Raw genomic sequence first — 26848 nt, 5'->3', positions numbered from 1 at the left:
GAGCTTGCTTCAGAGGGTAGTTAATTGAACGATATGGCAAAGAATCTGATCCTGTGGTTGATCATCGCGGCTGTCCTCGTGACGGTGATGAACAACTTCTCCAGTCCTAACGAGCCGCAGACCCTCAACTATTCCGACTTCATCCAGCAAGTTAAGGATGGCAAGGTCGAGCGCGTAGCGGTTGATGGCTACGTGATCACCGGCAAACGCAACGATGGCGATAGCTTTAAGACCATTCGTCCGGCAATCCAGGACAACGGTCTGATCGGTGACCTGGTGGATAACCACGTGGTTGTCGAAGGCAAGCAGCCTGAGCAGCAGAGCATTTGGACTCAACTCCTGGTGGCAAGCTTCCCGATCCTGGTGATCATTGCCGTGTTCATGTTCTTCATGCGCCAGATGCAGGGCGGTGCGGGGGGCAAGGGCGGGCCGATGAGCTTCGGCAAGAGCAAGGCGCGCCTGCTCTCTGAGGATCAGGTGAAGACCACACTGGCTGACGTAGCAGGTTGCGATGAGGCGAAGGAAGAAGTCGGCGAGTTGGTGGAGTTCTTGCGCGATCCAGGCAAATTTCAGCGCCTGGGTGGTCGTATTCCTCGCGGCGTGCTGATGGTCGGCCCTCCAGGTACCGGTAAAACCTTGCTGGCCAAGGCGATTGCTGGCGAAGCCAAGGTGCCGTTCTTCACGATTTCCGGTTCTGACTTCGTTGAAATGTTCGTTGGTGTCGGCGCCAGCCGCGTTCGCGATATGTTTGAACAGGCCAAGAAGCACGCGCCATGCATCATCTTTATCGATGAAATCGACGCCGTTGGTCGCCATCGTGGGGCCGGCATGGGTGGTGGCCACGATGAGCGTGAGCAGACTCTCAACCAGCTGCTGGTCGAGATGGATGGTTTTGAGATGAATGACGGCATCATCGTGATAGCCGCAACCAACCGTCCAGACGTGCTTGACCCTGCACTGCTTCGTCCGGGCCGCTTCGACCGTCAGGTTGTGGTTGGTCTGCCGGACATTCGTGGTCGTGAACAGATTCTGAAAGTGCACATGCGCAAAGTCCCAATGGGTGACGACGTAGCTCCGGCTGTGATTGCCCGTGGTACTCCAGGCTTCTCCGGTGCTGACTTGGCCAACCTGGTGAACGAGGCTTCGCTGTTTGCAGCCCGTACCGGCAAGCGCATTGTTGAAATGAAAGAGTTCGAACTGGCGAAAGATAAGATCATGATGGGCGCTGAGCGCAAATCCATGGTCATGTCCGAAAAAGAGAAGCAGAACACTGCTTATCACGAAGCGGGTCACGCCATTGTGGGGCGTGTCGTGCCTGAGCATGATCCAGTCTACAAAGTGTCGATCATTCCTCGTGGTCGCGCCTTGGGTGTCACCATGTTCCTGCCGGAAGAGGATCGTTACAGTCTCTCCAAGCGTGCGTTGATCAGTCAGATCTGCTCTCTGTACGGCGGTCGAATCGCTGAAGAGATGACATTGGGCTTCGACGGCGTGACCACTGGGGCTTCCAACGACATCATGCGCGCCAGTCAGATTGCGCGAAACATGGTGACCAAGTGGGGTTTGTCGGAAAAGCTCGGTCCTTTGATGTACGCCGAGGAAGAAGGTGAAGTATTCCTGGGTCGTGGCGGCGGTGGTCAAAACGCCAGTTTCTCCGGTGAGACAGCCAAGCTGATTGACTCCGAGGTGCGCAGTATCATTGACCAGTGCTATGGCACGGCCAAACAAATCCTGACCGATAATCGCGACAAGCTCGATGCAATGGCTGATGCATTGATGAAGTACGAGACCATCGATGCAGACCAGATCGACGACATTATGGCCGGTCGTGCACCTCGTGAGCCTCGTGATTGGGAAGGTGGTTCGGGTACTTCGGGCACCCCGCCTGTGGTTCAGAACGAGCGCCCTGAAACCCCAATCGGTGGCCCGGCAGCTGACCACTAAGGTTTGAAATGACTTTTGCTTCGTCCTCCCCCCGGTTGCCTTGCGGCAACCGGGTTCTTGATTTGGCCCATACACATGTTATGGGCATTCTTAATGTAACCCCTGACTCCTTTTCCGATGGTGGCCGCTTCAGCCAACTTGATGCTGCACTGCGTCACGCAGAAGCCATGGTGGCGGCCGGCGCGACCTTGATTGATGTCGGTGGTGAATCAACTCGGCCTGGTGCTCGCGTTGTTTCTCCTCTGGAAGAGTTGGAGCGCGTGGCGCCGATTGTCGAGCGCATCGCTCGAGAGTTGGATGTGATTATTTCGGTTGATACTTCCACCCCGGCCGTGATGCGTGAGACTGCGCGATTAGGTGCCGGCTTGATCAACGATGTGCGGTCCCTGCAGCGCGACGGCGCTCTGGATGCAGCTGCGGCTACCGGTTTGCCGGTGTGTTTGATGCATATGCTGGGTGAGCCCGGCAATATGCAGGACAGTCCGCACTATGATGACCTGGTTGGTGAGGTGAGTGGTTTTCTCTCAGAACGCGTTGCCCAATGCGCTGCGGTAGGTATTGCGCCTGAAAGGATCATCCTTGATCCGGGGTTTGGTTTCGCCAAGACCCTGCAACACAATTTAAGTTTGTTCAAACACATGGAGTCCTTGCATGCCCTTGGTCGGCCCCTGTTGGTCGGTGTATCGCGCAAAAGCATGATAGGGCTGGCATTGAGCCGTCCGGTGGGTGAGCGGTTGTATGGTGGCCTCGCACTGGCGGCACTTGCAGTGACCAAAGGCGCACGCATCTTGCGTGTGCATGACGTTGCAGAAACCGTGGATGTGGTGCGCATGATTGCCGCTGTAGAATCTGCCGAATAAGAATGATGGAGCACTTATGACAAAAAAATACTTTGGCACCGACGGGATCCGTGGTCGGGTCGGCGAGTTTCCGATTACTCCAGATTTCATGCTCAAGCTGGGTTGGGCGGCAGGCATGGCGTTCCGCAGCATGGGCGCATGCCGCATCCTGGTGGGCAAGGACACCCGGATTTCCGGGTACATGTTTGAGTCTGCGCTAGAGGCTGGCTTGTCCGCCGCAGGTGCTGATGTGATGTTGCTGGGCCCGATGCCGACTCCGGCGATCGCTTACCTGACGCGTACGTTTCACGCTGAAGCAGGTATTGTGATCAGCGCCTCGCACAACCCTCATGACGACAATGGCATCAAGTTTTTCTCGGGGCAGGGCACCAAATTGCCGGACGAGATTGAGTTGATGATCGAAGAGCTGTTGGATGCGCCGATGACCGTGGTCGAGTCCAGCAAGCTGGGCAAGGTGTCGCGGATCAATGACGCATCCGGTCGTTATATCGAGTTCTGCAAGAGCAGTGTGCCAACCAGTACCAACTTTGCCGGCCTGAAGGTTGTCGTCGACTGCGCCCATGGTGCGACCTACAAAGTCGCGCCAAGCGTATTTAAGGAGCTGGGCGCAGACGTGACTGTGCTGTCGGCTCAGCCCAACGGACTGAACATCAACGAGAACTGCGGCTCGACCCATATGGAGCAGCTGCAAGCTGCTGTCCTGGCCGAGCATGCCGACCTCGGTATTGCCTTCGACGGTGACGGCGACCGCGTGCTGATGGTTGACCACACGGGTGCCGTGGTCGATGGCGATGATCTGTTGTTTATCATTGCCCGCGACCTGCATGAGCGCAACAAGCTGCAAGGCGGTGTCGTCGGTACGCTGATGAGCAATCTTGGGCTTGAGCTTGCGTTGGCAGACCTGGGTATTCCTTTTGTTCGCGCCAATGTCGGTGACCGATATGTGATCGCCGAGCTGCTGGAGCGTAACTGGCAGGTAGGTGGTGAGAACTCCGGGCACGTGGTGTGCTTCCAGCACACCACCACCGGTGACGCGATTATTGCTGCGTTGCAGGTGCTATTGGCTTTGCGTCGCCGCGAAGAGAGCCTGGCTCAGGCTCGTCAGGCTTTGCGCAAATGCCCGCAAGTATTGCTTAACGTGCGTTTCGCAGGTGGAGAAAACCCGATCGACCACCCTGCTGTCAAAGAGGCTTGCGAGCGCGCGACCCTGGCAATGGCTGGTCGTGGACGGGTATTGCTACGTAAGTCCGGCACAGAGCCTTTGGTGCGCGTTATGGTCGAAGGTGACGATGAAATACAGGTTCGCGGCCACGCCGAAGACCTGGCAAAACTGGTAACTGAAGTTTGCGCCTGAATTCGGCTTGCCAGTGATGATGTGGTTGGGTAACATCTGCGCCCACTTTGACCGACGAGGTACAGCATGCGTCGCACTATGGTAGCTGGTAACTGGAAGATGCACGGTACCCGCGCCAGTGTCGCTGAGCTGATCAATGGCCTTCGTCACTTGGCCTTGCCTAGCGGTGTTGACATCGCGGTGTTCCCGCCTTACTTGCATATCACCCAAGTGGTTGATGGCTTGAAAGGTAAGTCGATTCAGGTCGGCTCGCAGAATTCTGCGGTGGAAGCCATGCAAGGTGCGTTGACCGGTGAGATTGCACCGAGTCAGCTGGTTGATGCGGGTTGTTCCTATGTGCTTGTTGGGCACTCCGAGCGCCGTCAGGTGATGGGCGAGCGTGATGGAACGCTCAATCGCAAGTTCGCAGCTGCACAGGCTTGTGGCTTGATTCCGGTGCTGTGTATTGGGGAGACCCTTGAGCAGCGTGAATCTGGCAAGACTCTTGAGGTTGTCTCGCGTCAGCTTGGCAGCATCATCGAGGAGCTGGGTGTTGGTGCTTTCGCAAAGGCGGTAATTGCTTACGAGCCGGTCTGGGCCATTGGCACCGGGCTGACTGCTACACCGCAACAGGCGCAGGATGTGCACGCAGCCATCCGTGCGCAGTTAGCGGCAGAGAATTCTGAAATCGCACAAGGTGTGCGGCTTCTATACGGCGGCAGCGTGAAGGCGGCCAATGCGGTCGAACTGTTCGGCATGCCGGATATCGATGGGGGGCTCATTGGTGGAGCTTCCCTGAATGCAGATGAGTTCGGTGCGATTTGTCGCGCCGCGGGAAACTGAAAAAATGCTGGAAACAGTCGTAGTCGTTTTTCATCTGTTGGCAGCCCTGGGCGTAGTTGCCCTGGTTTTGTTGCAACAGGGTAAAGGTGCGGATGCTGGTGCGTCTTTTGGTGCAGGTGCTTCAAATACTGTATTCGGAAGCCAAGGTTCCTCTACCTTTCTTAGTAAGTTTACTGCTATACTTGCCGCCGGTTTCTTCATAACCAGCTTAGGGTTAGGTTACTTTGCTAAAGAGAAAGCTCATGTGCTGACTCAAGTAGGTTTGCCAAACCCAGCAGTGTTGGAAGTACCAAAAGCAAAACCGGCTTCTGATGATGTCCCGGTGCTTCAAGAGCAAAAGTCGGCTACTCCAGCGACTGACGTACCTCCAGCTCAAGAGCAGAAGTAAGAAGGGTTGTAAGCGCTGTATTGCCGAGGTGGTGGAATTGGTAGACACGCAACCTTGAGGTGGTTGTGCCCATAGGGTGTAGGGGTTCGAGTCCCCTTCTCGGTACCAATTATCAGGAGAGCCCGCTGTTGCGGGCTTTCTTGTAGGTGGAAGGTTACATTGACCCTTTAAGGGATCGGTCGTATACTTCCGCCCCAGCTTTGTCGCGGGGTGGAGCAGTCTGGTAGCTCGTCGGGCTCATAACCCGAAGGTCGTCGGTTCAAATCCGGCCCCCGCAACCAGTTTTAGCGGAGCCCCTTTAAAGGGGCTTTTTGTTAGCTGGACACTTTCAACGCCGCTGTTCGACGGCGTTTCAAGGATGGGCGTTTCGCCCATTTTTTTATTTTGCACAGCATGCACATACATGCACGAGGGGGTTCAGGTGTCGAGCAAGCTAGAAGAGTTGCAGGCCTTGTTGGCCCCGGTGGTCGTGGCCCTAGGCTATGAATGCTGGGGTGTTGAGTTTTCGGCTCAAGGTCGCCACTCAATGTTGCGCGTTTATATCGATAAAGAGGGCGGTGTGCTGGTGGACGATTGTGCCATTGTCAGCCGTCAGATCAGCGGTGTGCTGGATGTTGAAGATCCAATTTCCGTTGAATACACCCTCGAAGTTTCCTCGCCAGGCATGGAACGCCCACTGTTCACTATTGATCAGTTTGCAAAATTTGCCGGTGAACAAGTGAAGATCAAGCTGCGATCTCCTTTTGAAGGACGACGCAACTTTCAGGGCCTTCTGCGCGGTGTAGAAGAACAGGATGTCGTGGTGCAGGTAGAAGACCATGAGTTCCTGTTGCCGATCGATATGATCGACAAGGCCAACATTATTCCCAGTTTTGACTGAGACGCGGATCCCGCGGATCCAATGGCTTGCGAAAGGCGAGGCGTACGATGAGCAAAGAAGTACTGCTGGTTGTTGAGTCGGTATCCAATGAAAAGGGCGTACCGGCAAACGTGATTTTTGAAGCGCTGGAGTTGGCTCTGGCCACTGCTACCAAAAAGCGTTTTGAAGACGAAGTTGATCTGCGTGTGGAAATTAACCGCCACACCGGTGCCTATGAGACTTTCCGTCGCTGGACGGTCGTCGAAGAAGCTGATCTTGATGATCCGGCCATCGAAACCTGGCCAAGCAAGGTTGCCGAAACGCACCCAGGCGCCCAGGTCGGTGATGTCGTCGAAGAAAAGATCGAGTCCATCGAGTTCGGCCGCATTGCTGCACAGACCGCCAAGCAGGTCATCGTGCAGAAGGTTCGTGAAGCCGAGCGCGCTCAAGTCGTTGACGCCTATCGCGAGCGGCTGGGAGAAATTATCTCCGGCACTGTGAAAAAAGTTACCCGCGACAATGTGATCGTCGATCTGGGCAACAACGCCGAAGCGTTGCTGGCCCGCGAAGACATCATCTCTCGCGAAACCTTCCGTGTCGGCGTGCGTTTGCGTGCGCTGCTCAAGGAAATCCGCACCGAGAACCGTGGCCCTCAGTTGATCCTGTCGCGTACCGCGCCGGAAATGCTGATCGAGCTGTTCCGTATCGAAGTGCCGGAAATCGCCGAAGGCCTGATCGAAGTCATGGCTGCGTCCCGCGACCCGGGTTCGCGCGCCAAGATCGCGGTCCGTTCCAAGGACAAACGCATCGACCCGCAAGGCGCTTGCATCGGTATGCGCGGTTCGCGCGTCCAGGCAGTGTCGGGCGAATTGGGCGGTGAGCGTGTGGACATCGTCCTGTGGGACGATAACCCGGCGCAGTTCGTGATCAACGCCATGTCGCCTGCTGAAGTGGCGGCAATTATCGTTGACGAAGATGCCCATGCAATGGACATCGCCGTTGGCGCAGACAATCTGGCTCAGGCCATTGGTCGTGGTGGTCAGAACGTGCGTCTGGCCAGCCAATTGACCGGCTGGACCCTGAACGTGATGACCGAATCGGACATCCAGGCTAAGCAGCAAGCTGAAACCGGTGACATCCTGCGCAACTTCATTGACGAGTTGGAAGTCGACGAAGACCTGGCACAGGTGCTGGTAGATGAAGGCTTCACCAGCCTGGAAGAGATTGCCTACGTACCGTTGGAAGAAATGCTCAACATCGACGGCTTTGACGAAGACACCGTCAACGAGCTTCGCGCTCGGGCCAAGGATCGTTTGTTGACTAAAGCCATCGCTACTGAGGAAAAGCTGGCAGACGCCCATCCGGCCGAAGACCTACTCTCGCTTGAGGGTATGGACAAGGATTTGGCGATGGAACTGGCGGTGCGCGGCGTAATTACCCGCGAAGACCTGGCCGAGCAGTCTATTGACGATCTGCTCGACATCGACGGCATTGACGATGATCGTGCCGGCAAGTTGATCATGGCCGCCCGAGCCCATTGGTTCGAGTAATTAGGCGCGGCCTGAGGAGAGAAGTGCATGACGCAAGTCACGGTGAAACAACTGGCCGATGAGGTCAAAACACCGGTAGAGCGCCTGTTGCAGCAGATGCGTGAGGCAGGTCTGCCGCACACCGCCGCCGATGAAGGTGTGAGCGATAGTGAGAAGCAGTCTTTGCTGACTCACTTGAAGAGCAGCCACAAGGCGAAAGTGGAAGAACCGCGCAAGATTACATTGCAGCGCAAAACCACCAGCACCCTGCGTGTTGCTGGTAGCAAGAGCATCAGCGTTGAAGTACGCAAGAAGAAAGTCTTCGTACAGCGCAGCCCGGAAGAAATTGAAGCCGAGCGCAAGCGTGAACTGGATGAACGTCGCGCAGTAGATAATGCTGCTCGTCAGAAGGCTGAAGAAGAATCCAAGCGTCGCGCCGAAGAAGAAGCGCGTCGCCAGCCTGCTGCTGCGCAAACTGCTTCGGCTGATGCGGTCGCCGCGCCTAGCGCTCCTGTGGAAGCTGTGCGCGAGGCCGCTCCGGTTGCCGCTGCACCAGCACCTGCTGCTGATGCCCGTAAGCGTGAGGAACCTCGTCGTCCGGACAAACCACGTGCCGACGATAACAATCGTCGCGGTGGTGGTGGCGATGGCGAGCGCAAAAACGCTCCGCATCGTGCTTCGGTCAAAGAGAAAGCGCCTGCTCCACGCGTTGCTCCACGTACTACCGACGAAGAAAGCGATGGCTTCCGTCGCGGTGGTCGCGGCAAGGCCAAGCTGAAGAAGCGCAACGCCCACGGTTTCCAGAGCCCAACCGGTCCTGTCGTGCGTGATGTGCAGATTGGCGAGACCATCACTGTTGGCGATCTTGCCAATCAGATGTCGGTCAAGGCTGCTGAAATCATCAAGTTCATGTTCAAACTGGGTACTCCAGCGACCATCAACCAGGTGCTTGATCAGGAAACTGCTCAACTGGTAGCCGAAGAACTGGGCCACAAAGTGACCCTGGTCAGCGACACCGCCTTGGAAGATTCCCTGGCAGAATCCCTGAAGTTTGAAGGTGAGACGTTCTCCCGTGCGCCAGTCGTGACCGTAATGGGTCACGTTGACCATGGTAAGACTTCGCTACTCGACTACATTCGTCGTGCCAAGGTAGCTGCTGGCGAAGCCGGTGGTATCACTCAGCACATCGGTGCGTACCACGTTGAAACCGAGCGCGGCATGGTCACCTTCCTCGACACCCCAGGTCACGCCGCGTTTACCGCAATGCGTGCCCGTGGTGCTAAGGCGACTGACATCGTGATCCTGGTTGTTGCAGCGGACGACGGCGTGATGCCGCAGACCATTGAAGCTGTCCAGCACGCAAAAGCCGCTGGTGTTCCTCTGGTTGTTGCCGTGAACAAGATCGACAAGCCGGGCGCCGATCTCGATCGCATCCGCAGCGAACTGTCGGTTCACGGCGTGACCTCTGAAGAGTGGGGCGGTGATACGCCATTCGTTTCGGTTTCGGCGAAAGTCGGTACTGGCGTGGACGAACTGCTCGAAGCGGTCCTGCTGCAAGCTGAAGTACTCGAACTGAAAGCAACTCCATCGGCCCCAGGTCGTGGCGTTGTGGTTGAATCGCGTCTCGACAAAGGTCGTGGCCCGGTTGCGACCGTGCTGGTTCAAGACGGTACCCTGCGCCAAGGCGATATGGTGCTGGTCGGTTCGAACTATGGCCGTGTACGTGCCATGCTCGACGAGAACGGCAAGCCAATCAAAGAAGCGGGTCCTTCCATCCCTGTCGAGATCCTCGGCCTGGATGGTACCCCGGACGCTGGCGACGAGATGAGCGTGCTGTCCGACGAGAAGAAAGCCCGTGAAGTGGCTCTGTTCCGTCAAGGCAAGTTCCGTGAAGTCAAACTGGCTCGCGCTCACGCTGGCAAGCTGGAAAACATCTTCGAGAACATGGGCCAGGCAGAGAAGAAGACGCTTAATATTGTCCTTAAATCTGACGTTCGTGGTTCTCTCGAAGCGTTGAACGGCGCCTTGAATGGCCTGGGTAACGATGAAGTGCAAGTGCGTGTTGTCGGTGGCGGTGTCGGTGGTATCACCGAATCCGACGCCAACCTGGCACTGGCTTCCAACGCTGTACTGTTCGGTTTCAACGTGCGTGCTGATGCTGGCGCACGGAAGATCGTCGAGCAGGAAGGCCTGGACATGCGTTACTACAACGTCATCTACGACATCATCGAAGACGTCAAGAAAGCCCTTACCGGCATGCTTGGCAGTGACGTTCGGGAGAATATCCTGGGTATCGCCGAGGTACGTGACGTGTTCCGTTCGCCGAAATTCGGCGCGATCGCCGGTTGCATGGTTGTCGAAGGCACTGTGTACCGTAACCGTCCAATCCGTGTACTGCGTGAAGACATCGTTATCTTCGAAGGCGAGCTGGAATCCCTGCGCCGCTTCAAGGATGACGCTTCTGAAGTACGTGCCGGCATGGAATGCGGTATTGGCGTCAAGAGCTACAACGACGTCAAGGCTGGCGACAAGATCGAAGTCTACGAGAAGGTTCAGGTTGCTCGCAGCCTCTAACTCGCGCACTTCCGGAGCCACGCCGCGTGTGGGCATGCAAATGCCTCGCGCAGCGTACGGACTCTAAACGCAACGCCCGGTCTGGCTTTTGTCAGGCCGGGCGTTTGCCGCTTTCAGACCCCATGGGTTTCACCGTGTGGCAGTAACAGGTAACAAGACATGGCAAAAGAATACAGCCGTACCCAACGTATCGGCGATCAAATGCAGCGCGAGCTGGCCCAACTGATCCGTCGCGAAGTCAAAGACCCACGCGTTGGCCTGGTCACCATCACCGCTGTTGAAGTGAGCCGTGACGTGGGTCACGCCAAGATTTTCATCACCGTGATGGGCCAGGACACCAGCGAAGAAATCGCACAAAGCATCAAAGTGCTCAACTCGGCTGCCGGCTTCCTGCGCATGCAGTTGGCCCGCGAAATGAAGCTGCGCAGTGTTCCGCAGTTGCACTTCCACTACGACGAAAGCGTCGTGCGTGGCGCGCACTTGTCTGCATTGATCGAGCGCGCCGTGGCTGAAGACCGCCAGCATCCGTCCACACCTGAAGACGCCAAGGAGTAAGCGGTGGCTCAGGTCAAACGTATCCGTCGCAACGTCAGCGGCATCATTCTGCTTGATAAGCCCATTGGCTTTACGTCCAATGCGGCGTTGCAGAAGGTCCGCTGGCTGCTCAATGCCGAGAAGGCCGGGCATACCGGTAGCCTCGACCCACTGGCCACCGGCGTACTGCCGCTGTGCTTTGGCGAAGCGACCAAGTTCTCGCAATACCTGCTTGATTCCGATAAGGGTTACGAAACCCTGATGCAACTGGGCAAGACCACCACCACGGCGGATGCTGAAGGTGATGTTTTACAGGTTCGCGACGTGACCGTTGGTCGTGCTGATATCGAAGCCGCTTTGCCCGCTTTTCGTGGGCAAATCAGTCAGATACCGCCGATGTACTCGGCTCTCAAGCGTGACGGGCAGCCACTTTACAAGCTGGCACGTGCCGGCGAAGTAGTGGAGCGTGAACCGCGTTCTGTTACTATTGCGCGCTTGGAATTGCTCGCTTGTGAGGGTGAAACCGCACGACTGGCCGTGGACTGCAGCAAAGGCACCTATATCCGTACCCTGGTGGAAGATATTGGTGAACAGCTCGGTTGCGGCGCGTACGTAGCAGAACTGCGACGCACTCAGGCCGGACCTTTCAGCCTGGCCCAGACGGTTACGCTGGAAGAGTTGGAAGCGGTACACGCCGAAGGCGGCAATGAAGCGGTTGATCGCTTCCTGATGCCATCGGACAGTGGTTTGCTGGATTGGCCATTGCTGCACTTCTCGGAGCACAGCGCGTTCTACTGGCTTAACGGCCAGCCGGTACGTGCCCCGGATGCCCCTAAGTTCGGCATGGTGCGAGTACAGGATCATAACGGTCGCTTTATCGGTATCGGTGAAGTGAGCGAAGACGGGCGCATCGCGCCACGTAGACTGATTCGGTCAGAATGACCGAACGAGTGTGGCTGTTAACAGGCACGGTCAACACTCATTTTTAGATACAGGGATTTGTCCCTGGCCTGTTGAGACTGCCCTTTGGGTGGTTTCCTGAAAAAAGGATTGCCTCATGGCTCTCGACGTTCAAGAAAAAGCACAAATCGTTGCTGACTATCAGCAAGCTGTTGGTGACACTGGTTCGCCAGAAGTGCAAGTTGCACTGCTGACCCACAACATCAACAAGCTGCAAGGTCACTTCAAGGCCAACGGTAAAGATCACCACTCCCGTCGTGGTCTGATCCGCATGGTAAACCAGCGTCGTAAGCTGCTGGATTACCTGAAAGGCAAGGATCTGGGTCGTTATCAGACTCTGATCGGTCGCCTGGGTCTGCGTCGCTAATAAGCGATTGCGCTAGAGGTTGGTTGTCTGCCGTGTGTCAGTGGGATTCCCGCTGGCCCATGGTAGGCTCCCAGCCTCAAGTTTTATCTGGATACACGTTTTACCCCCTGGACAAGGGTTGGGCCGATTCCCGACATTGCCCAAGAATTTCGTAAGAAAACAAGTTCCCCAAGAGCCACAAAGAAGGTAGGACACCGTGAACCCGGTTATCAAAAAATTCCAGTTCGGTCAGTCGACCGTTACCCTTGAGACAGGCCGTATCGCCCGTCAAGCCTCCGGCGCAGTGCTGGTTACCGTTGATGACGACGTCACCGTATTGGTGACCGTTGTTGGCGCCAAGACCGCTGACCCGAGCAAAGGCTTCTTCCCTCTTTCTGTTCACTACCAGGAAAAGACTTACGCTGCCGGTAAGATCCCTGGCGGTTTCTTCAAGCGTGAAGGCCGTCCTTCCGAGAAAGAAACCCTGACTTCCCGACTGATCGACCGTCCGATCCGTCCGCTGTTCCCAGAAGGCTTCATGAACGAAGTGCAGGTTGTCTGCACCGTCGTTTCCACCAGCAAGAAAACCGATCCGGACGTCGCTGCGATGATCGGTACTTCGGCTGCCCTGGCTATCTCCGGCATTCCTTTCGATGGCCCTATCGGCGCTGCCCGCGTTGCTTTCCACGAGAGCACCGGCTACCTGCTCAACCCAACTTACGAGCAACTGAAAGCATCGAGCCTGGACATGGTCGTTGCCGGTACTTCGGAAGCCGTATTGATGGTTGAATCGGAAGCTAAAGAGCTGACCGAAGACCAGATGCTGGGTGCTGTACTGTTTGCTCACGACGAATTCCAGGTTGTGATCAACGCCGTTAAAGAACTGGCTGCTGAAGCCGCCAAGCCTACTTGGGCCTGGGCTCCGCAAGCCGAAGCCACCGAACTGCTGGGCGCTATCCGCTCCGAGTTCGGCGCTGCCATTTCCGACGCCTACACCATCACCGTCAAGGCCGACCGTTACGCTCGCCTGGGCGAGCTGAAGGACCAGGTTGTTGCCAAGCTTTCGGGCGAAGAAGGTCAGCCATCTTCCAGCGAAGTCAAAGCTGCATTCGGTGAAATCGAATACCGCACCGTTCGCGAGAACATCGTTAACGGCAAGCCACGTATCGACGGTCGCGACACTCGCACTGTGCGCCCGCTGAATATCGAAGTTGGTGTTCTGCCGAAAACTCACGGTTCGGCACTGTTCACCCGTGGTGAAACTCAGGCTCTGGTAGTCGCGACCCTGGGTACTGCCCGTGACGCACAACTGCTGGACACCCTGGAAGGCGAGAAAAAAGACCCGTTCATGCTGCACTACAACTTCCCTCCGTTCTCGGTGGGCGAGTGTGGTCGTATGGGCGGCGCTGGTCGTCGCGAAATCGGTCACGGCCGTTTGGCGCGTCGTTCGGTTCAGGCCATGCTGCCTGCTGCTGACGTGTTCCCTTACACCATCCGTGTTGTGTCGGAAATCACCGAGTCCAACGGTTCCAGCTCCATGGCTTCCGTTTGTGGTGCTTCCCTGGCACTGATGGACGCTGGTGTGCCGATGAAGGCACCGGTTGCCGGTATCGCCATGGGTCTGGTTAAAGAAGGCGAGAAGTTCGCCATCCTGACCGACATCCTGGGTGACGAAGACCACCTGGGCGACATGGACTTCAAAGTAGCCGGTACCGCTAAAGGTGTTACCGCGCTGCAGATGGACATCAAGATCAAAGGCATCACCGAAGAAATCATGGAGATCGCTCTGGGCCAAGCCCTGGAAGCGCGCCTGAACATCCTCGGCCAGATGAACCAGATCATTGGTCAGTCTCGCACCGAGCTGTCGGAAAATGCTCCGACCATGATCGCGATGAAAATCGACACCGACAAAATCCGTGATGTTATCGGTAAAGGTGGCGCGACCATCCGTGCGATCTGCGAAGAAACCAAGGCTTCGATCGATATCGAAGACGACGGTTCGATCAAGATCTTCGGCGAAACCAAGGAAGCGGCTGAGGCAGCACGTCAGCGCGTTCTGGGTATCACAGCTGAGGCCGAGATCGGCAAGATCTACGTCGGTAAGGTTGAGCGCATCGTCGACTTCGGCGCATTCGTCAACATCCTGCCGGGCAAAGACGGTCTGGTTCACATCTCCATGTTGAGCGACGCTCGTGTTGAGAAAGTGACCGACATTCTGAAAGAAGGTCAGGAAGTGGAAGTGCTGGTGCTGGACGTGGACAACCGCGGCCGCATCAAGCTGTCCATCAAGGACGTAGCAGCAGCCAAGGCTTCGGGCGTTTAATTACCCCTGGCTTATGCTGAAAGAAAGGACCCTTCGGGGTCCTTTTTTTATGGGCGAGGGAAAGTGAAGTGAAATCAGCCGTTTAGCCCACTGCAAAAGCCGCAACTTGCATGCAGGCATGATGGGCTTCATGCAAGTTGCACGATTCCGGAAATTAGCATTATTGTTAAGTTGTTGTTTTATAAGGATTTAATTTATGGCTTCGACTTGGCACACTGCCTGCAATATCCCTGTTAACGCTGCAGCATCAAGGTTTACGTACTGCAGACTTTTAATAAAACAGGAGTTACTCGTATGAAGAAGTTCGCTCTCGCTACTGCTACCGCTCTGACTCTGGCCATGGGTGCTAACGTAGCCTTTGCTCAGACTTCCCAAGCCCCTATGACGTTGGCGGCTGGCGAAGCTACCAAGGCTAAGGAAAGCGTTTCGGATACTTGGATCACCACCAAAGTTAAATCCGACCTGCTGACCGAGAAGGGCATTCCTGGTTCGGACATCAAGGTTGAAACCAACAAAGGCGTGGTTTCCCTGTCCTCGACAGTCGCTATCTCTGACGCACAGAAAGCTACTGCTGTCTCGATCACCAAAAAGATCAAAGGCGTGACCGCTGTTTCCGCTGATGGCCTGATGGCTGGCGGTGCTACCAAAGCAGACGGTATCGATAAAACCAAAGGCGCCGCTCATGACGCCAAAGAAACCACCAGCGACACTTGGATCACCACCAAGGTAAAAGCTGACCTGGTTACCGAGAAAGGTATTCCTGGCACCGACATCAAAGTCGAAACCAACAAAGGCGTTGTTTCCCTGTCGTCGACTGTAGCTGTTACCGACGCACAGAAAGCCACCGCCGTAGCAATCACCAAGAAAATCAAAGGCGTTAAAGCTGTATCGGCCGATGGCCTGAAAGCAGAGTAACGCTCGACAGTTCGTTTGAATTAAGCGGCGGCCACGAGTGAGTTAGATATCCACTCAAATGCACCTCTAAGGTTCATGCGACTGACCATATGGATGTGGTCATTACAGGCCCCGGCACTTGTGTCGGGGCCTGTTCTATTTCTGGTGCCGGTGGTTATTCAGCATCCAGATGCATAGGCGTTACAACGCGACCATCTTTCTCCGCCTGTCCCAGGTGGGCATCAATGAAGTACACGCGGTCGTCTTCCAACTGGCCCTTATCCACCAAGTAGTCCTTGATGGTGCTTGCGCGGTCCTGACCGAGTTGGCGCAGTAGCACGTCGCTGTTGCTCCAGAACTTGATCACGCCGTCACGCAGCTTGGCCGTGCGGTCATCGCGGCTCAGGTCTTTCCACTCCGCCGGTGGCTGTTGTTTCACGCGGATGCGGTAGATGCCTTCGAGCAATGGCGCTTTTTCGCTTTCCGGGACTTCCAGCAAGGACGCCTGGGCCGGAACCTTGTCGCCACGGCGCTGCAGGATTTTGTAATAGTTGTACTGGTATTCACGTTCCAGACGTTGCGCTGCGAGGAAGGGGCCATCGCTGCTGGCAGCGGCCGTGCCTTCAATTTCCAGGCGTAGGGCAGGGCGTTCCTTCAGCGCTTTAGCCAGGGTGTTTAGCGCGCTTTCGGCGTCTTTGTTCAACTCACTTGAGCCGGCAGCGAAGGACACGTTGCTCAGATCTTCCGCTCCGCCGCCGGTGACCAGCCCGCCGATGAACTTGAACGGTGCGGTCGCTGCACGCACCACCAGGTTACGCAGGGTCTGCCAAACAATCGGCATCACGCTGAATTGCGGGTTATTCAGGTCACCGGTCACCGGCAGTTCGATGGAGATCTTGCCGTCAGTGTCTTTAAGCAGGGCGATTGCCAAGCGAATCGGCAAGTCCACGGCATCGGCGCTGTCGACTTTCTCACCCAGTTGCAGTTGCTCGACCACCACTTTGTTCTCGGCCTTCAGCTGGCCCTTGGTGATCACATAGTGCAGGTCGAGGTTGAGGCGTCCCTTGCGGATACGGAAACCCGCGAACTTGCCTGAGTAGGGCGTCAGGGTCGTCAGCTCGACACGCTTGAAGCTGGTGGCGATATCCAGCGCCGCCATCGGATCGAACGGGTTCACGCTGCCTTTGATTGTCACTGGCGCGTAACGGTCCACCTTGCCCTTGATGTCGACGCTGGCTGGTTTGGCCTGACGGCTGTCAATCGTGCCGATCTGGCCGTTGAGCTGTTGGATGGCAGTGGCGAAGTTGGGTGTCAGGCTGAAGTCGGCAAAGTTGGCCGAGCCATCGTTGATCGCAATCTGCCCGATACGAATGCCCAGGGGTTTATCTTTGCTCGCCGCAGGCTTGGGGGCCGACTTGGCGCCACTGTCGGCCGGCTGCGGGATCAGCAGGTCATCGACGTTGGTGGTGCGGTCATCGTTGATCATGAACCGCGCATATGGCTGCAGCAGGTTGACCTTGTCGATCGACAGGCTGTCGCCGTGCTGGTAGTTCAGGCCCTCGACGACCAGACGCTGCCATTTCAGGAAGTCACGTGTCTTGAGGGTGTCCAGGGTATGCAACTGGTCGACCTGCGCTCGGCCGGTAATCTGCAGCGCCAGGGGCTCGGTGCTCTTCAGGTTCACGTCGAGGTCACTGCCGAGCATGCCGCTACGCAGCTCCAAACGGATAAATGGGCTGATATAGGACTGGGCAACCCGTAGGTCAATATCTTTGGTGGTGACCTTCAGCTTGGCGCTGACTGGGTTGAGGTTGACCACGCCCGTTGCCTGAATCTTGCCTTGCTTGCCCAAGCCGCTGTCGACCTTGAGGTTAAAGGGGCTCTGGTTGAGGCTGTCGAAATTCTGTACATCCACATTCAACGGGCCCAGCTCCAGCGCTACCGCAGGTTTGGCCTGACGGTCGGCCAGATGTACTTGATAGTTGCGCAGTTGCACGTCTTTGAGCAGCACTTGCCAAGGCTTGCTTGGCGCAGTCGGGGCAGGCTTTGGAGAGTCGGCTGTAGCTGGCGCAGTGGCAGGCTCCGGCGCCTTGGCTGGTTTGCTCGGTTGGCTGGCGAACAGTTTCTGCCAGTCCAATTGCCCATCGGCCTCACGAGCAGCCCAGGTCTCCAGCTTATTACTGCGGATCTTGCCGACCACCACTTGCTGCTTGGCGAGGTCCACCGTGGTCTCGCTGACGTCCAGGCGTTCCAGGCGCACCAGCGGGCGGCCATCCGGTGCCTTTAGAGCGAACGGCGCGATGCTGGCGGCGGTGTTGGTCAAGTTCAGTTCGGTTTCTTTGGCTAGGCTGAATTTGTAGTCGGTGCTGAAGTTGAGCACACCGTCTTCGAGTACCAGGGGGAGCGCGTCACGCACATATGGCCACCAGGCTTTCATCTTGCCGTCAGTGACCTTTAGCGTACCTTCGGACGTGATCGGCACCAGGCTGAAGTTGCCTTTCCAATCAATTTGACCACCTTCAGGGCCTGCCGCGACCAGAGTCATATCGGCGTTGTCTTCAGGCAAGGTGCTGAGGTTTTTCAGCTCGAAGTCGAGTTTGTTGTAGAGAAATTCGATAGGTTCGCTGGGGCGCAGATCTTGAAAGTGCACATAGCCGCCTGCCAGCTTGATGCTGTCGATACGCAGTGGGAACGGCTTGGCATTGGGGTCGGCAGGGGAGGGTTCGCTTGCAGGGAGCTTGAACAACTGCGCCAGGTTCAATTGGCCAGACTTGTCGAACAGCAGCTCCGTCTTGGGCTGATCCATTTGCACATCGGCCAAATGCAGTGCCCGGGTCCACAGGCTGTCAATCTGCAGATTGGCGTAAAGGCGCTCGAAACCCACCTGTTCCTTGCCGGGTTCGCCAATCTTCAAGCCCCATGCGGTGACTTCCAGGCTGAAGGGATTGAGTTCAATGCGCTCAAGCCGCGCCGGCACCGTGGCGTAATGGGCCAATTGTTGGTTGGCAACGCGAAGGGCGATGCCCGGCAGAATCAAAAAGCCCAGCAAACTGTACAGGGCAAGGGCGGTCAACAAGGCGCCAGTGGCGCGAATCAATCCTTTGGGCATGGGGCGGCGCCATCTATATCGAACAGGAGTGCCTTGGAGTATGGCACGGGTTTTCGGTTCCGAAGAGCCGGGGCGTTGGGACGCTTCCTACAGCTGGAGTATCAGCGTTTTCAAGGGGGGCTGCTGATCCTGTGAGGGAAAATCCGCACCCGGCGTCATGATTTGCCAGTCGCGCACTGGGCGACCGGCTTTCTCCGCGCATCGCAGGACCTGCTCGCGCCAATCCTCCATGCTGACCTTTGCCAGGTTGTTGCAGCAGATCAGCACACCGTTGTCGGCAGTCGCGAGAAGTGCGGGCTTGAGCAGGCTCTGGTAGTCGCGCAACAGGTCGACGGTGCCGAACGCGCTCTTGGCCCAGGCCGGAGGATCGAGCAGCACCAAGTCATATTGGCGCTGTTCAAGACGCGGGTAGCTCGGCAGTTTCTGCCCGCGCCGCTGGGTGATCGGCAGGCCGGCCAGTTGGCGAATCGCCGGAAAGTAGTCCGACTGCACGAACTCCATGCTCGGCAACTGTGGGTTGAGCTGGCCGTTTTCACGCCCGACCGCCAGGTTGCCTTCCGCGAAGTCCAAATTGCACACCTCACGCGCGCCGCCAGCGGCGGCGCTCAGGCCCACGCCGCAGGTGTAGGCAAACAGGTTCAGTACGCTTTTACCGGCGCTGTGATCTTTGACCCAGCCGCGGGTATTGCGCAGATCGAGGAACAGCAACGGATCCTGCCCGGCATGGCGCCCGCGAACACGGTAATTGAGGCCCCATTCGTGCCCGACCATGTCTTCCAGTGCTGCGGGTTCGGCTCGGTATACCGTGTCTTCGCGGTCGATCCGCGAGTTGCCGCGGGAGCGGTCGTTGTACACGAGCAGCAACTCCAGGCCCAGGTACTGGTTGATCAGTTGATGCAGGTCCAGCAGGTCTGTGGTTTCCAGCGACTGGTGGAAGCTTTGCACCAGCAACTGTGGGCCATAACGGTCAATGGTCAGGCCGCCGGCGCCCTCCTGGCTGCCGTGGAACAGGCGATAGCAATCGGTGCCCTGGGCATGCAGCTCGTTGATCAGGTCTTGGCGATGATCGAGGGCGGCGCGCAGCGCCTGATTCAAGGGAGACATGGAGCGCGCCTGGCTGTAAATGAGGGCGCGAAGTTTAACAGCTATGGCGCCTTGCCTACACCAACCCCATCCGCCTGTGTGCCCGTTGCACCGAGCCATTGCGCATCGCCCAGCGCAATAACGGCGCGCTACGCTTGACCCCTGCACGGATCATCTGGCGTTGCAGCGGGTTCTGATGCTGATCGAGCATGGTGCTGGCCCAGTCTGGCAGCAGATCGATCCCGGCCTGCATCATCAAGACGCCAAACGGCTTGGCTAAAGTACTGGGCGAGGGGGCGTTCAGCAGCAGGCGCAGTACTTCGCGGCTGCGTTCGTCACACAGCAATTGCGGACGGATACGCTCCAGATAATCGGAAATTTCCTGCCGCGAGCGCGGTACATGCCGCGCCCCCAAGCGCTCCGCCACCAGAGCGATTTCGCTGTAGTAACGATCTTGATCGCGGCTCGACAGAGTCGGGTTGCGATAGCGCAAGTGAGCGGCCATAAAGTTGCTCACCTCGGCTACATGCACCCAAGTCAGTAGTTCGGGGTCGCTCGCCGAATAAGGCCGTCCATCCGGCGCATGCCCGACCACCTGCAGGTGGATGGTGCGCACTTTTTCGATCAGCCAGTCGGCGTCTTTGCGCGAACCAAAGGTAGTACCTGAAATGAACTGCGAGGTACGCCGCAGGCGCCCGAGCATGTCCTGGCGAAAGTTCGAATGGTCCCAAACGCCGGCCAGGGCCAGTGGGTGCAAGGCTTGCAGCATCAATGCGCTGATGCCGCCGATCAGCATGCTGCTGAAGTCACCATGGACTTGCCAACTGACCGAGTCTGGCCCGAACAGGCCGGGATCGCCCTTGGGGTTTTCCAGGTCCAGTTGCCCCAGTGACAAGCCGGTGAGGCTCATCAGCTGGGTTTCGATACGGCTGCGGATAAATTCCATGGCGGCTCAGGTTTTCCTAGCGGTTCAGGCGTTTGTCGATCAGGCCGTCCACGACGCTGGGGTCGGCCAGGGTCGAGGTATCACCAAGACTGTCGAGTTCGTTGCAGGCGATCTTGCGCAAGATCCGGCGCATGATCTTGCCTGAGCGGGTTTTCGGCAGGGCCGGTGCCCATTGGATCAGTTCCGGCTTGGCAAAGCTGCCGATTTCCTTGCTGACCAGCTCAAGCAGGTGTTTTTTCAGCGCATCGCTGGGTTCCACACCGTTCATGGGCGTGACGAAGGCGTAGATGCCCTGGCCCTTGACGTCGTGGGGGTAGCCCACCACAGCGGCCTCGGCCACTTGGTCATGCAACACCAGCGCACTTTCCACCTCGGCGGTACCGATACGGTGGCCGGACACGTTGATCACATCGTCGATACGCCCGGTGATCCAGTAGTCGCCGTCTTCATCGCGGCGCGCGCCATCTCCGGTGAAGTAGTAACCGGGGTAGGGTTTGAAATAGGTGTCAATCATGCGCTGCGGGTCGCCGTACACGCTGCGGATCTGTCCCGGCCAGCTTGATTTAATGGCGAGTACGCCGCTGCCGGCACCGGTGATGACCTTGCCTTGCTCATCCAGCAACACCGGTTGCACACCAAACATCGGTTGGGTCGCGCAGCCCGGCTTGATCCGCTGGGAGCTGACTAACGGGCTGAGCATGATGCCGCCGGTCTCGGTCTGCCACCAGGTATCCACAATCGGGCAGCGTTGTTCGCCCACGGCGTTGAAGTACCAGTCCCAGGCTTCCGGATTGATCGGCTCGCCCACGCTGCCCAATAAACGCAGGCTGGCGCGGGAGGTGCTTTCCAGTGGTCCGTGGCCCTCACGCATCAACGCGCGCAGGGCTGTCGGCGCGGTGTAGAAAATATTCACCTGGTGTTTATCGATCACCTGCCAGAACCGCGAGCTGTCCGGGTAGCTCGGCACGCCCTCGAACATCAGTGAGGTCGCGCCATTGGCCAGCGGGCCATACACGATATAACTATGGCCGGTGACCCAGCCCACATCGGCGGTGCACCAGAACACCTCGCCGTCACGGTAGTCGAGTACGTACTTGAAGGTCATCGCTGCCTGCAGCAGATAACCGCCGGTGGTGTGCAACACGCCCTTGGGTTTACCGGTGCTACCGGAGGTGTAGAGGATGAACAGCGGGTCTTCGGCGTCCATCGGCTCTGGCGGGCAATCGTCGATCGCAGCGTCAACGGCCTGCTGGTATTTGAGGTCGCGGCCTTCGCTCCAGTTCACGTCGGCACCGGTGCGTTGCACCACCAAGACGGTGCTGACATTCGGGCAACTGGCCAGGGCCTTGTCGACATTCTGTTTCAAAGCGACGGGCTTGCCGCCGCGCACGCCCTCATCGGCGGTGATCACGGTACGGCAGTCGGCGTCGAGAATGCGGTCGCGCATGGCGTCCGGCGAAAAACCACCAAACACGACCGAGTGCACCGCGCCAATCCGCGTGCAGGCCAGCATGGCGTAGGCCGCTTCCGGGATCATCGGCATGTAGATGCACACCCGGTCACCTTTCTTCACGCCACGGCTTTTCAGCACGTTGGCCAGGCGGCAGACGTTTTGATGGAGTTGGCGGTAAGTGATGTTGGAAGACTTTGTCGGATCATCGCCCTCCCAGATGAAGGCCGGCTGATCGGCGCGTTGCACCAGGTGACGATCAATGCAGTTGTAGCTGACGTTCAGTTGGCCACCGGCAAACCATTGGGCGGCGCCAGTGTTGATGTCCGAGTGTTGAACGGTGTGCCATGGGGTCATCCAGTCGAGAAAGCTCTTGGCCTGTTCAGCCCAGAAGGTGTCCGGCTGTTCGATGGATTGGCGATAGAGGCGGTGATAGTCCTCTTGACTGAGTTGCGCAGCCCGGCGGACGGCATCGGCGATGGGAAACGTGCTGATATCGAACATGAGCGATCCTTATTCTTGTTTTTGCGACAAGTCATAAAGATGCACCCTGTGTGGAGAGGGTTCAAGGCCAACGTCCAAAAGGACGTTGGCCTTGCTATACCTGCATCAGCCGCGGTGACGGCCGCGGAAGTAGTTGATCAGACCCTGGGTCGAAGCGTCCTCAGCCAAGGTTTCTTCGGCACCGGTCAGACGGTTGTAGACGCCTTTGCCGAGCTCTTTACCCAGTTCAACGCCCCATTGGTCGAACGCGTTGATGCCCCAGATCACGCTTTGTACGAACACTTTGTGCTCATACATGGCAACCAGCGCGCCGAGGCGACGCGGGCTGATGCGCTCCACCACCAGGGTGTTGCTCGGACGGTTGCCCGGGATCACCTTGTGCGGGGCCAGCTTCTGCACTTCGTCTTCCGGGATGCCCTTGTCGCGCAGCTCGGATTCAGCTTCGCTGCGGGTCTTGCCGAGCATCAGTGCCTGGCTTTGGGACAGGCAGTTGGCGTACAGCCACTGATGGTGGTCGGACACCGGGTTGAAGCTGACGATCGGCACGATGAAGTCGGCCGGGATCAGTTGGGTGCCTTGGTGCAGCAACTGGTGGTAAGCATGCTGACCGTTGCAACCGACGCCACCCCAGATCACTGGGCCGGTGTCGGTGGACACCGGTTTGCCGTCCTGGCGCACGCTCTTGCCGTTGGATTCCATGTCCAGCTGTTGCAAGTGCTTGGTGATGTTACGCAGATAGTGGTCGTACGGCAGGATCGCATGGCTCTGCGCACCCCAGAAGTTGCCGTACCACACGCCCAGCAGGCCAAGCAGCACTGGCATGTTTTGTTCGAATGGCGCGTTCTGGAAATGCTGGTCCATGGTGTAGGCACCGGACAGCAGTTCCTTGAAGTTGGACATGCCGATGGCCAGTGCGATTGGCAAGCCGATGGCAGACCACAACGAGTAACGGCCGCCGACCCAGTCCCACATCGGGAAGATGTTTTCTTCGCGAATACCGAAGGCCACGGCTGCCGCGTTGTTGCTCGACACGGCGATGAAGTGGCGATACAGCTCAGCTTCCGAGCCACCTTGGGCCAAGTACCAGGCACGAGCGGCCTGGGCGTTTTTCAGGGTTTCGAGGGTGTTGAAGGACTTCGACGAAACGATGAATAGCGTGGTTTCGGCGCGCAGCTTCATGGTCAGCTCGTGGAACTCGCTGCCATCGATGTTCGCCAGGTAATGGCAGCGCACGCCTTTGTGGGCGTAGGACAACAGCGCTTCGGAGACCAGCTCCGGGCCGAGGAACGAGCCACCGATGCCGATGTTCACCACGTCGGTGATCGGCTTTTCGGTGTAGCCGCGCCACAGGCCGTCGTGGATGCGGCCGACCAGGTCGGTGATCTGGTTCAGCACCTTGTGCACGTCCGGCATGATGTTCACGCCATTGACCGACAGCTTGTCACCCACTGGGCGGCGCAAGGCGGTGTGCAGGGCCGGGCGGCCTTCTGACGAGTTGACCGGTTCGCCAGCGTAGAGCGAGTTGATCGCGTCCTTGAGGCCGACTTCCTCCGCCAGCCCTACCAGCAGGTCGCGGGTTTCGCTGGTGATCAGGTTTTTCGAGTAATCGAGGAAAAGTCCGCAGCTGCTCAAGGTGAATTGGGAAAAACGCTGAGGATCGGCATTGAACGCTTCACGCATGCTGAAATCCTGCATGGCTTGGCGATGTTGATTGAGCGCTTGCCAGGCGGGCAGAGCGGTAACGTCATGAGGGGTGCGGTAGTACGCCATCGCTGCGGGTTTCCTTTTATTACGGGGACTGCCTTTAGGACACTTCATAGCCCGGAACATCCAGTCTTATCTCAAGCATTGGGTTCCAGACAGCGCTAACTATAGCGCCGGGCGATTACATTAAACCTAGCGTGTCGATATGTCTTGGCTTTGTCTGCGCTGTGGCCGGTACTTTTTTATACCGGCACAGCGAGCAGGGCAACAGGCGGGGTGTTCAGCGAGGTTTAATTGAGGCTCAGATGCAGGTTGTCGATCAACCGAGTCGTGCCCAGGAAGGCTGCCACCAGGATCACGATGTCCTTGTCCTCAGGGGTTGCCGGGCGCAGATGCACGCCCTGGCGCACTTCGAGGTAATCCACGCGCAGCCCGGCAGCTTCGATCTGCTTGACCTGTTCGGCGCGCAGCGTGGCGAAGTCGTGGTCACCGTCCTTGATGGCTGCGGCAATCTGGCTGAGGCTGCGATACAGCACCGGCGCGATCCCGCGTTCCTCTTCGCTGAGAAAACCGTTGCGCGACGACAGCGCCAGGCCATCTTCGGCGCGTACGGTGGGCTCACCGATGATCTGAATCGGCATGTTCAGGTCATGGACCATGGCGCGAATCACGGCCAGTTGCTGGTAATCCTTTTGACCGAACACGGCCATGTCCGGCTGGACCATGTTGAACAGCTTGCTGACCACGGTCGCCACGCCTTCGAAATGCCCGGGACGGCTGGTGCCGCACAAGCCTTCGGACAGTTGCGGGACGCTGACGCGGGTCTGGCCGGTCATGCCGCCGGGGTACATTTCCTCGACGGTCGGTGCGAACAGCAGGTTGCAGCCGGCTTGCAGTAGCTTTTCCTGGTCGGCGGCGAGGGTGCGGGGATACTTGTCCAGGTCTTCACCCGCGCCAAATTGCAGCGGGTTGACGAAGATACTCGCGACGACAAAGTCCGCTTGCTGAACAGCCTTCGTCACCAGGGTTGCATGGCCGCTGTGCAGGTTGCCCATGGTGGGTACGAAGCCAATGCGTTTACCCGCCTTGCGGGCGTGTGCGACGGCGGCGCGTAGTTCGCGTACGGTTCTTACGGTGTTCATGCAGAGAATCCGTGTTCGGCGCCTGGGAAGGTCACGCCTTTGACTTCGGTAACGTACGCGCTCAATGCCGCGTGGATGCTGTCCTGGCCGGTCATGAAGTTCTTCACGAACTTCGGTACGCGACCCGTGATCGACAGGCCGAGCATGTCGTGCAGCACCAGCACCTGGCCATCAGTGGCCGAGCCCGCGCCAATGCCGATTACCGGCACTTTTACGGCTTGGGTGATTTCTGCGGCGAGTTCGCTGGGCACGCACTCAAGCAGGATCATTGCAACGCCGGCCTGTTCCAGGGCGATGGCATCGGCACGCATCTGGCGTGCCTGGGCTTCGTTGCGACCTTGTACCTTGTAGCCGCCGAGAAGGTTTACCGACTGTGGCGTCAGGCCCATATGTGCGCACACCGGCACGCCGCGTTCAGCCAGCAAGCGAATCGACTCGGCGAGCCACAGTGCGCCCTCCACTTTGACCATGTGTGCGCCGGCGCGCATCAGTTTGCCTGCGTTGAGGAAGGTCTGCTCAGTGGTGGCGTAATCCATGAACGGCAGGTCGGCGATGATGAAGGCGCCGTCGTTACCGCGCTTGACGCTGGCAGTGTGGTAAGCCAGTTCATCGGTGGTAACGGGCAGGGTGCTGTCATTCCCTTGAAGAACCATGCCCAGGGAGTCGCCTACCAGCAACACTTCAACCCCGGCTTGGCAGCTGGCGTGGGCGAAGGTGGCGTCATAGCAGGTCAGCATGGTGATTTTTTCACCTTTGAGCTTGAGGCTCTGCAAGGTGGTCAGGGTAATGTCTGGCATGAAAAGGGTCCTCGTTCAGGCGCTTGGAAACAGCGAGTTACGCGCGTGAGTCTTCGTTTATACAGGCGCACTGTCTTGAGAGCAGTGCTTATAAGGCCTGGATTGCGCCCTTTAGCGCCGGGTTGGCGGCAGCGGGACGCCTATAGTCGTGAGGAGGACACGGGAAGTCAATTGGATGTGTTACCGCATTGTTACGCGTGGGGTGTTACCGCTGTTACTGACGCGTTTCAGCTGTGTGAGCTGGCTTAAACAATGCGTTCCAGGCCGACGAATGGGCAGGCTTCGAGCAAATCGCGCAGTGCCCTGCCATCGGGTAGCTGCAGGGCCTCAGGTGCCAATTCGGACAAGGGGTAGAGCACAAATGCGCGCAGGTGCATCTGGTAGTGCGGCACCTTCAACCGCGGCTCGTCGATCAGGCGATCGCCAAACAGCAAGATATCCAGGTCAAGCGTACGCGGACCCCACCGTTCAAGGCGTTCGCGGCCCTGGTCATTCTCGATGGCTTGCAGCGCATCCAGCAGGTCCAGGGGCGCCAGGCTGCTGTCCAGGGCGGCGACCGCATTGGTGTAGCGCGGTTGGCCCGGGAGCAGGGAGTCACTTTGATAGAAGGCAGAGACGCCGAAGACGGTGGTGTCTGGCAAACGCGCGAGCGCTTCGACAGCGCTGCGCAATTGTTGCTCCGGGGCAGCGAGGTTGCTGCCCATGCCTATGTAGATACGTTCCACG

At 57.8% G+C, this 26848-nt stretch carries 21 protein-coding genes and 2 tRNA genes; 15 read left to right on the top strand and 8 right to left on the bottom strand.

The genetic code is table 11. From position 1 onward, the window contains the following. Positions 1 to 33 precede the first annotated feature (33 nt). The 15 genes from ftsH (at position 34) to ACEN2T_RS22745 (ending at position 15408) form a co-directional block, all read left to right on the top strand. A complete protein-coding gene (gene ftsH, locus ACEN2T_RS22815; RefSeq protein WP_027605365.1) occupies positions 34 to 1944 on the top strand; it encodes an ATP-dependent zinc metalloprotease FtsH in 1911 nt (636 codons plus the stop codon). An 8-nt stretch (positions 1945 to 1952) separates the two neighbouring features. Next, positions 1953 to 2804 carry a dihydropteroate synthase gene (gene folP / locus ACEN2T_RS22810; RefSeq protein ID WP_032884716.1) on the top strand — a complete coding sequence of 284 codons (852 nt, stop codon included), beginning with the start codon at positions 1953 to 1955 and terminating at the stop codon, positions 2802 to 2804. 16 nt (positions 2805 to 2820) lie between these two features. After that, complete coding sequence (gene glmM / locus ACEN2T_RS22805; RefSeq protein WP_032884717.1) at positions 2821 to 4158, top strand: phosphoglucosamine mutase; 1338 nt, start codon at positions 2821 to 2823, stop codon at positions 4156 to 4158. 66 nt (positions 4159 to 4224) lie between these two features. Further along, on the top strand, positions 4225 to 4980 hold the full coding sequence (tpiA, locus tag ACEN2T_RS22800; protein ID WP_442117585.1) for a triose-phosphate isomerase: 756 nt from the start codon (positions 4225 to 4227) through the stop codon (positions 4978 to 4980). Between the two features lie 4 nt (positions 4981 to 4984). Continuing rightward, complete coding sequence (secG, locus tag ACEN2T_RS22795; protein WP_010206600.1) at positions 4985 to 5368, top strand: preprotein translocase subunit SecG; 384 nt, start codon at positions 4985 to 4987, stop codon at positions 5366 to 5368. A gap of 22 nt (positions 5369 to 5390) precedes the next feature. Continuing rightward, a tRNA-Leu gene (locus ACEN2T_RS22790) sits at positions 5391 to 5476 on the top strand. Positions 5477 to 5572: 96 nt separating this feature from the next. Continuing rightward, a tRNA-Met gene (locus ACEN2T_RS22785) sits at positions 5573 to 5649 on the top strand. A gap of 140 nt (positions 5650 to 5789) precedes the next feature. Then, positions 5790 to 6248 (top strand): ribosome maturation factor RimP, encoded by a 459-nt coding sequence (rimP, locus tag ACEN2T_RS22780; protein ID WP_032884784.1) that lies wholly within the window; start codon positions 5790 to 5792, stop codon positions 6246 to 6248. Between the two features lie 47 nt (positions 6249 to 6295). Further along, entirely contained in the window at positions 6296 to 7777 is a 1482-nt protein-coding gene (gene nusA, locus ACEN2T_RS22775) for a transcription termination factor NusA (RefSeq protein ID WP_003212187.1), read from the top strand. Positions 7778 to 7804: 27 nt separating this feature from the next. Continuing rightward, positions 7805 to 10330, top strand: a complete 2526-nt coding sequence (infB, locus tag ACEN2T_RS22770) for a translation initiation factor IF-2 (RefSeq protein ID WP_032884720.1) — start codon at positions 7805 to 7807, stop codon at positions 10328 to 10330. Positions 10331 to 10489: 159 nt separating this feature from the next. Further along, positions 10490 to 10885 carry a 30S ribosome-binding factor RbfA gene (rbfA, locus tag ACEN2T_RS22765; protein WP_442117584.1) on the top strand — a complete coding sequence of 132 codons (396 nt, stop codon included), beginning with the start codon at positions 10490 to 10492 and terminating at the stop codon, positions 10883 to 10885. Between the two features lie 3 nt (positions 10886 to 10888). Further along, entirely contained in the window at positions 10889 to 11806 is a 918-nt protein-coding gene (gene truB / locus ACEN2T_RS22760) for a tRNA pseudouridine(55) synthase TruB (RefSeq protein WP_032884721.1), read from the top strand. Between the two features lie 115 nt (positions 11807 to 11921). Continuing rightward, complete coding sequence (rpsO, locus tag ACEN2T_RS22755; RefSeq protein WP_003177875.1) at positions 11922 to 12191, top strand: 30S ribosomal protein S15; 270 nt, start codon at positions 11922 to 11924, stop codon at positions 12189 to 12191. Positions 12192 to 12387: 196 nt separating this feature from the next. Next, on the top strand, positions 12388 to 14493 hold the full coding sequence (pnp, locus tag ACEN2T_RS22750) for a polyribonucleotide nucleotidyltransferase (protein ID WP_032884722.1): 2106 nt from the start codon (positions 12388 to 12390) through the stop codon (positions 14491 to 14493). Between the two features lie 294 nt (positions 14494 to 14787). Next, positions 14788 to 15408 (top strand): BON domain-containing protein, encoded by a 621-nt coding sequence (locus tag ACEN2T_RS22745; protein WP_032884723.1) that lies wholly within the window; start codon positions 14788 to 14790, stop codon positions 15406 to 15408. A 154-nt stretch (positions 15409 to 15562) separates the two neighbouring features. Here the strand turns inward: ACEN2T_RS22745 and ACEN2T_RS22740 are convergent, their stop codons facing one another. The 8 genes from ACEN2T_RS22740 to folK all read right to left on the bottom strand — a co-directional run bounded on the left by ACEN2T_RS22740 (position 15563) and on the right by folK (position 26847). After that, positions 15563 to 18496, bottom strand: coding sequence for a DUF748 domain-containing protein (locus ACEN2T_RS22740; RefSeq protein ID WP_095186252.1), 2934 nt, complete (start codon positions 18494 to 18496; stop codon positions 15563 to 15565). Positions 18497 to 18583: 87 nt separating this feature from the next. Further along, entirely contained in the window at positions 18584 to 19600 is a 1017-nt protein-coding gene (locus ACEN2T_RS22735) for a class I SAM-dependent rRNA methyltransferase (protein ID WP_032884726.1), read from the bottom strand. 55 nt (positions 19601 to 19655) lie between these two features. After that, positions 19656 to 20525 (bottom strand): oxygenase MpaB family protein, encoded by an 870-nt coding sequence (locus ACEN2T_RS22730; RefSeq protein WP_032884728.1) that lies wholly within the window; start codon positions 20523 to 20525, stop codon positions 19656 to 19658. A gap of 16 nt (positions 20526 to 20541) precedes the next feature. Then, positions 20542 to 22479, bottom strand: coding sequence for an acetate--CoA ligase (acs, locus tag ACEN2T_RS22725; protein ID WP_442117583.1), 1938 nt, complete (start codon positions 22477 to 22479; stop codon positions 20542 to 20544). A 105-nt stretch (positions 22480 to 22584) separates the two neighbouring features. Then, entirely contained in the window at positions 22585 to 24249 is a 1665-nt protein-coding gene (pgi, locus tag ACEN2T_RS22720; protein WP_095186254.1) for a glucose-6-phosphate isomerase, read from the bottom strand. Between the two features lie 224 nt (positions 24250 to 24473). Continuing rightward, complete coding sequence (gene panC / locus ACEN2T_RS22715) at positions 24474 to 25325, bottom strand: pantoate--beta-alanine ligase (RefSeq protein ID WP_442117582.1); 852 nt, start codon at positions 25323 to 25325, stop codon at positions 24474 to 24476. Beyond that, positions 25322 to 26122, bottom strand: a complete 801-nt coding sequence (panB, locus tag ACEN2T_RS22710; protein WP_122755953.1) for a 3-methyl-2-oxobutanoate hydroxymethyltransferase — start codon at positions 26120 to 26122, stop codon at positions 25322 to 25324. Before panB ends, panC begins: the two co-directional genes overlap by 4 nt. Before the next feature lie 245 nt (positions 26123 to 26367). Beyond that, entirely contained in the window at positions 26368 to 26847 is a 480-nt protein-coding gene (gene folK / locus ACEN2T_RS22705; RefSeq protein WP_099603199.1) for a 2-amino-4-hydroxy-6-hydroxymethyldihydropteridine diphosphokinase, read from the bottom strand. Position 26848: the final 1 nt, after the last annotated feature.

The sequence above is a fragment of the Pseudomonas sp. W22_MBD1_FP4 genome (assembly GCF_052113765.1).
Lineage (GTDB): Bacteria > Pseudomonadota > Gammaproteobacteria > Pseudomonadales > Pseudomonadaceae > Aquipseudomonas > Aquipseudomonas sivasensis.
This window is presented reverse-complemented; position numbering and strand designations above follow the sequence as displayed.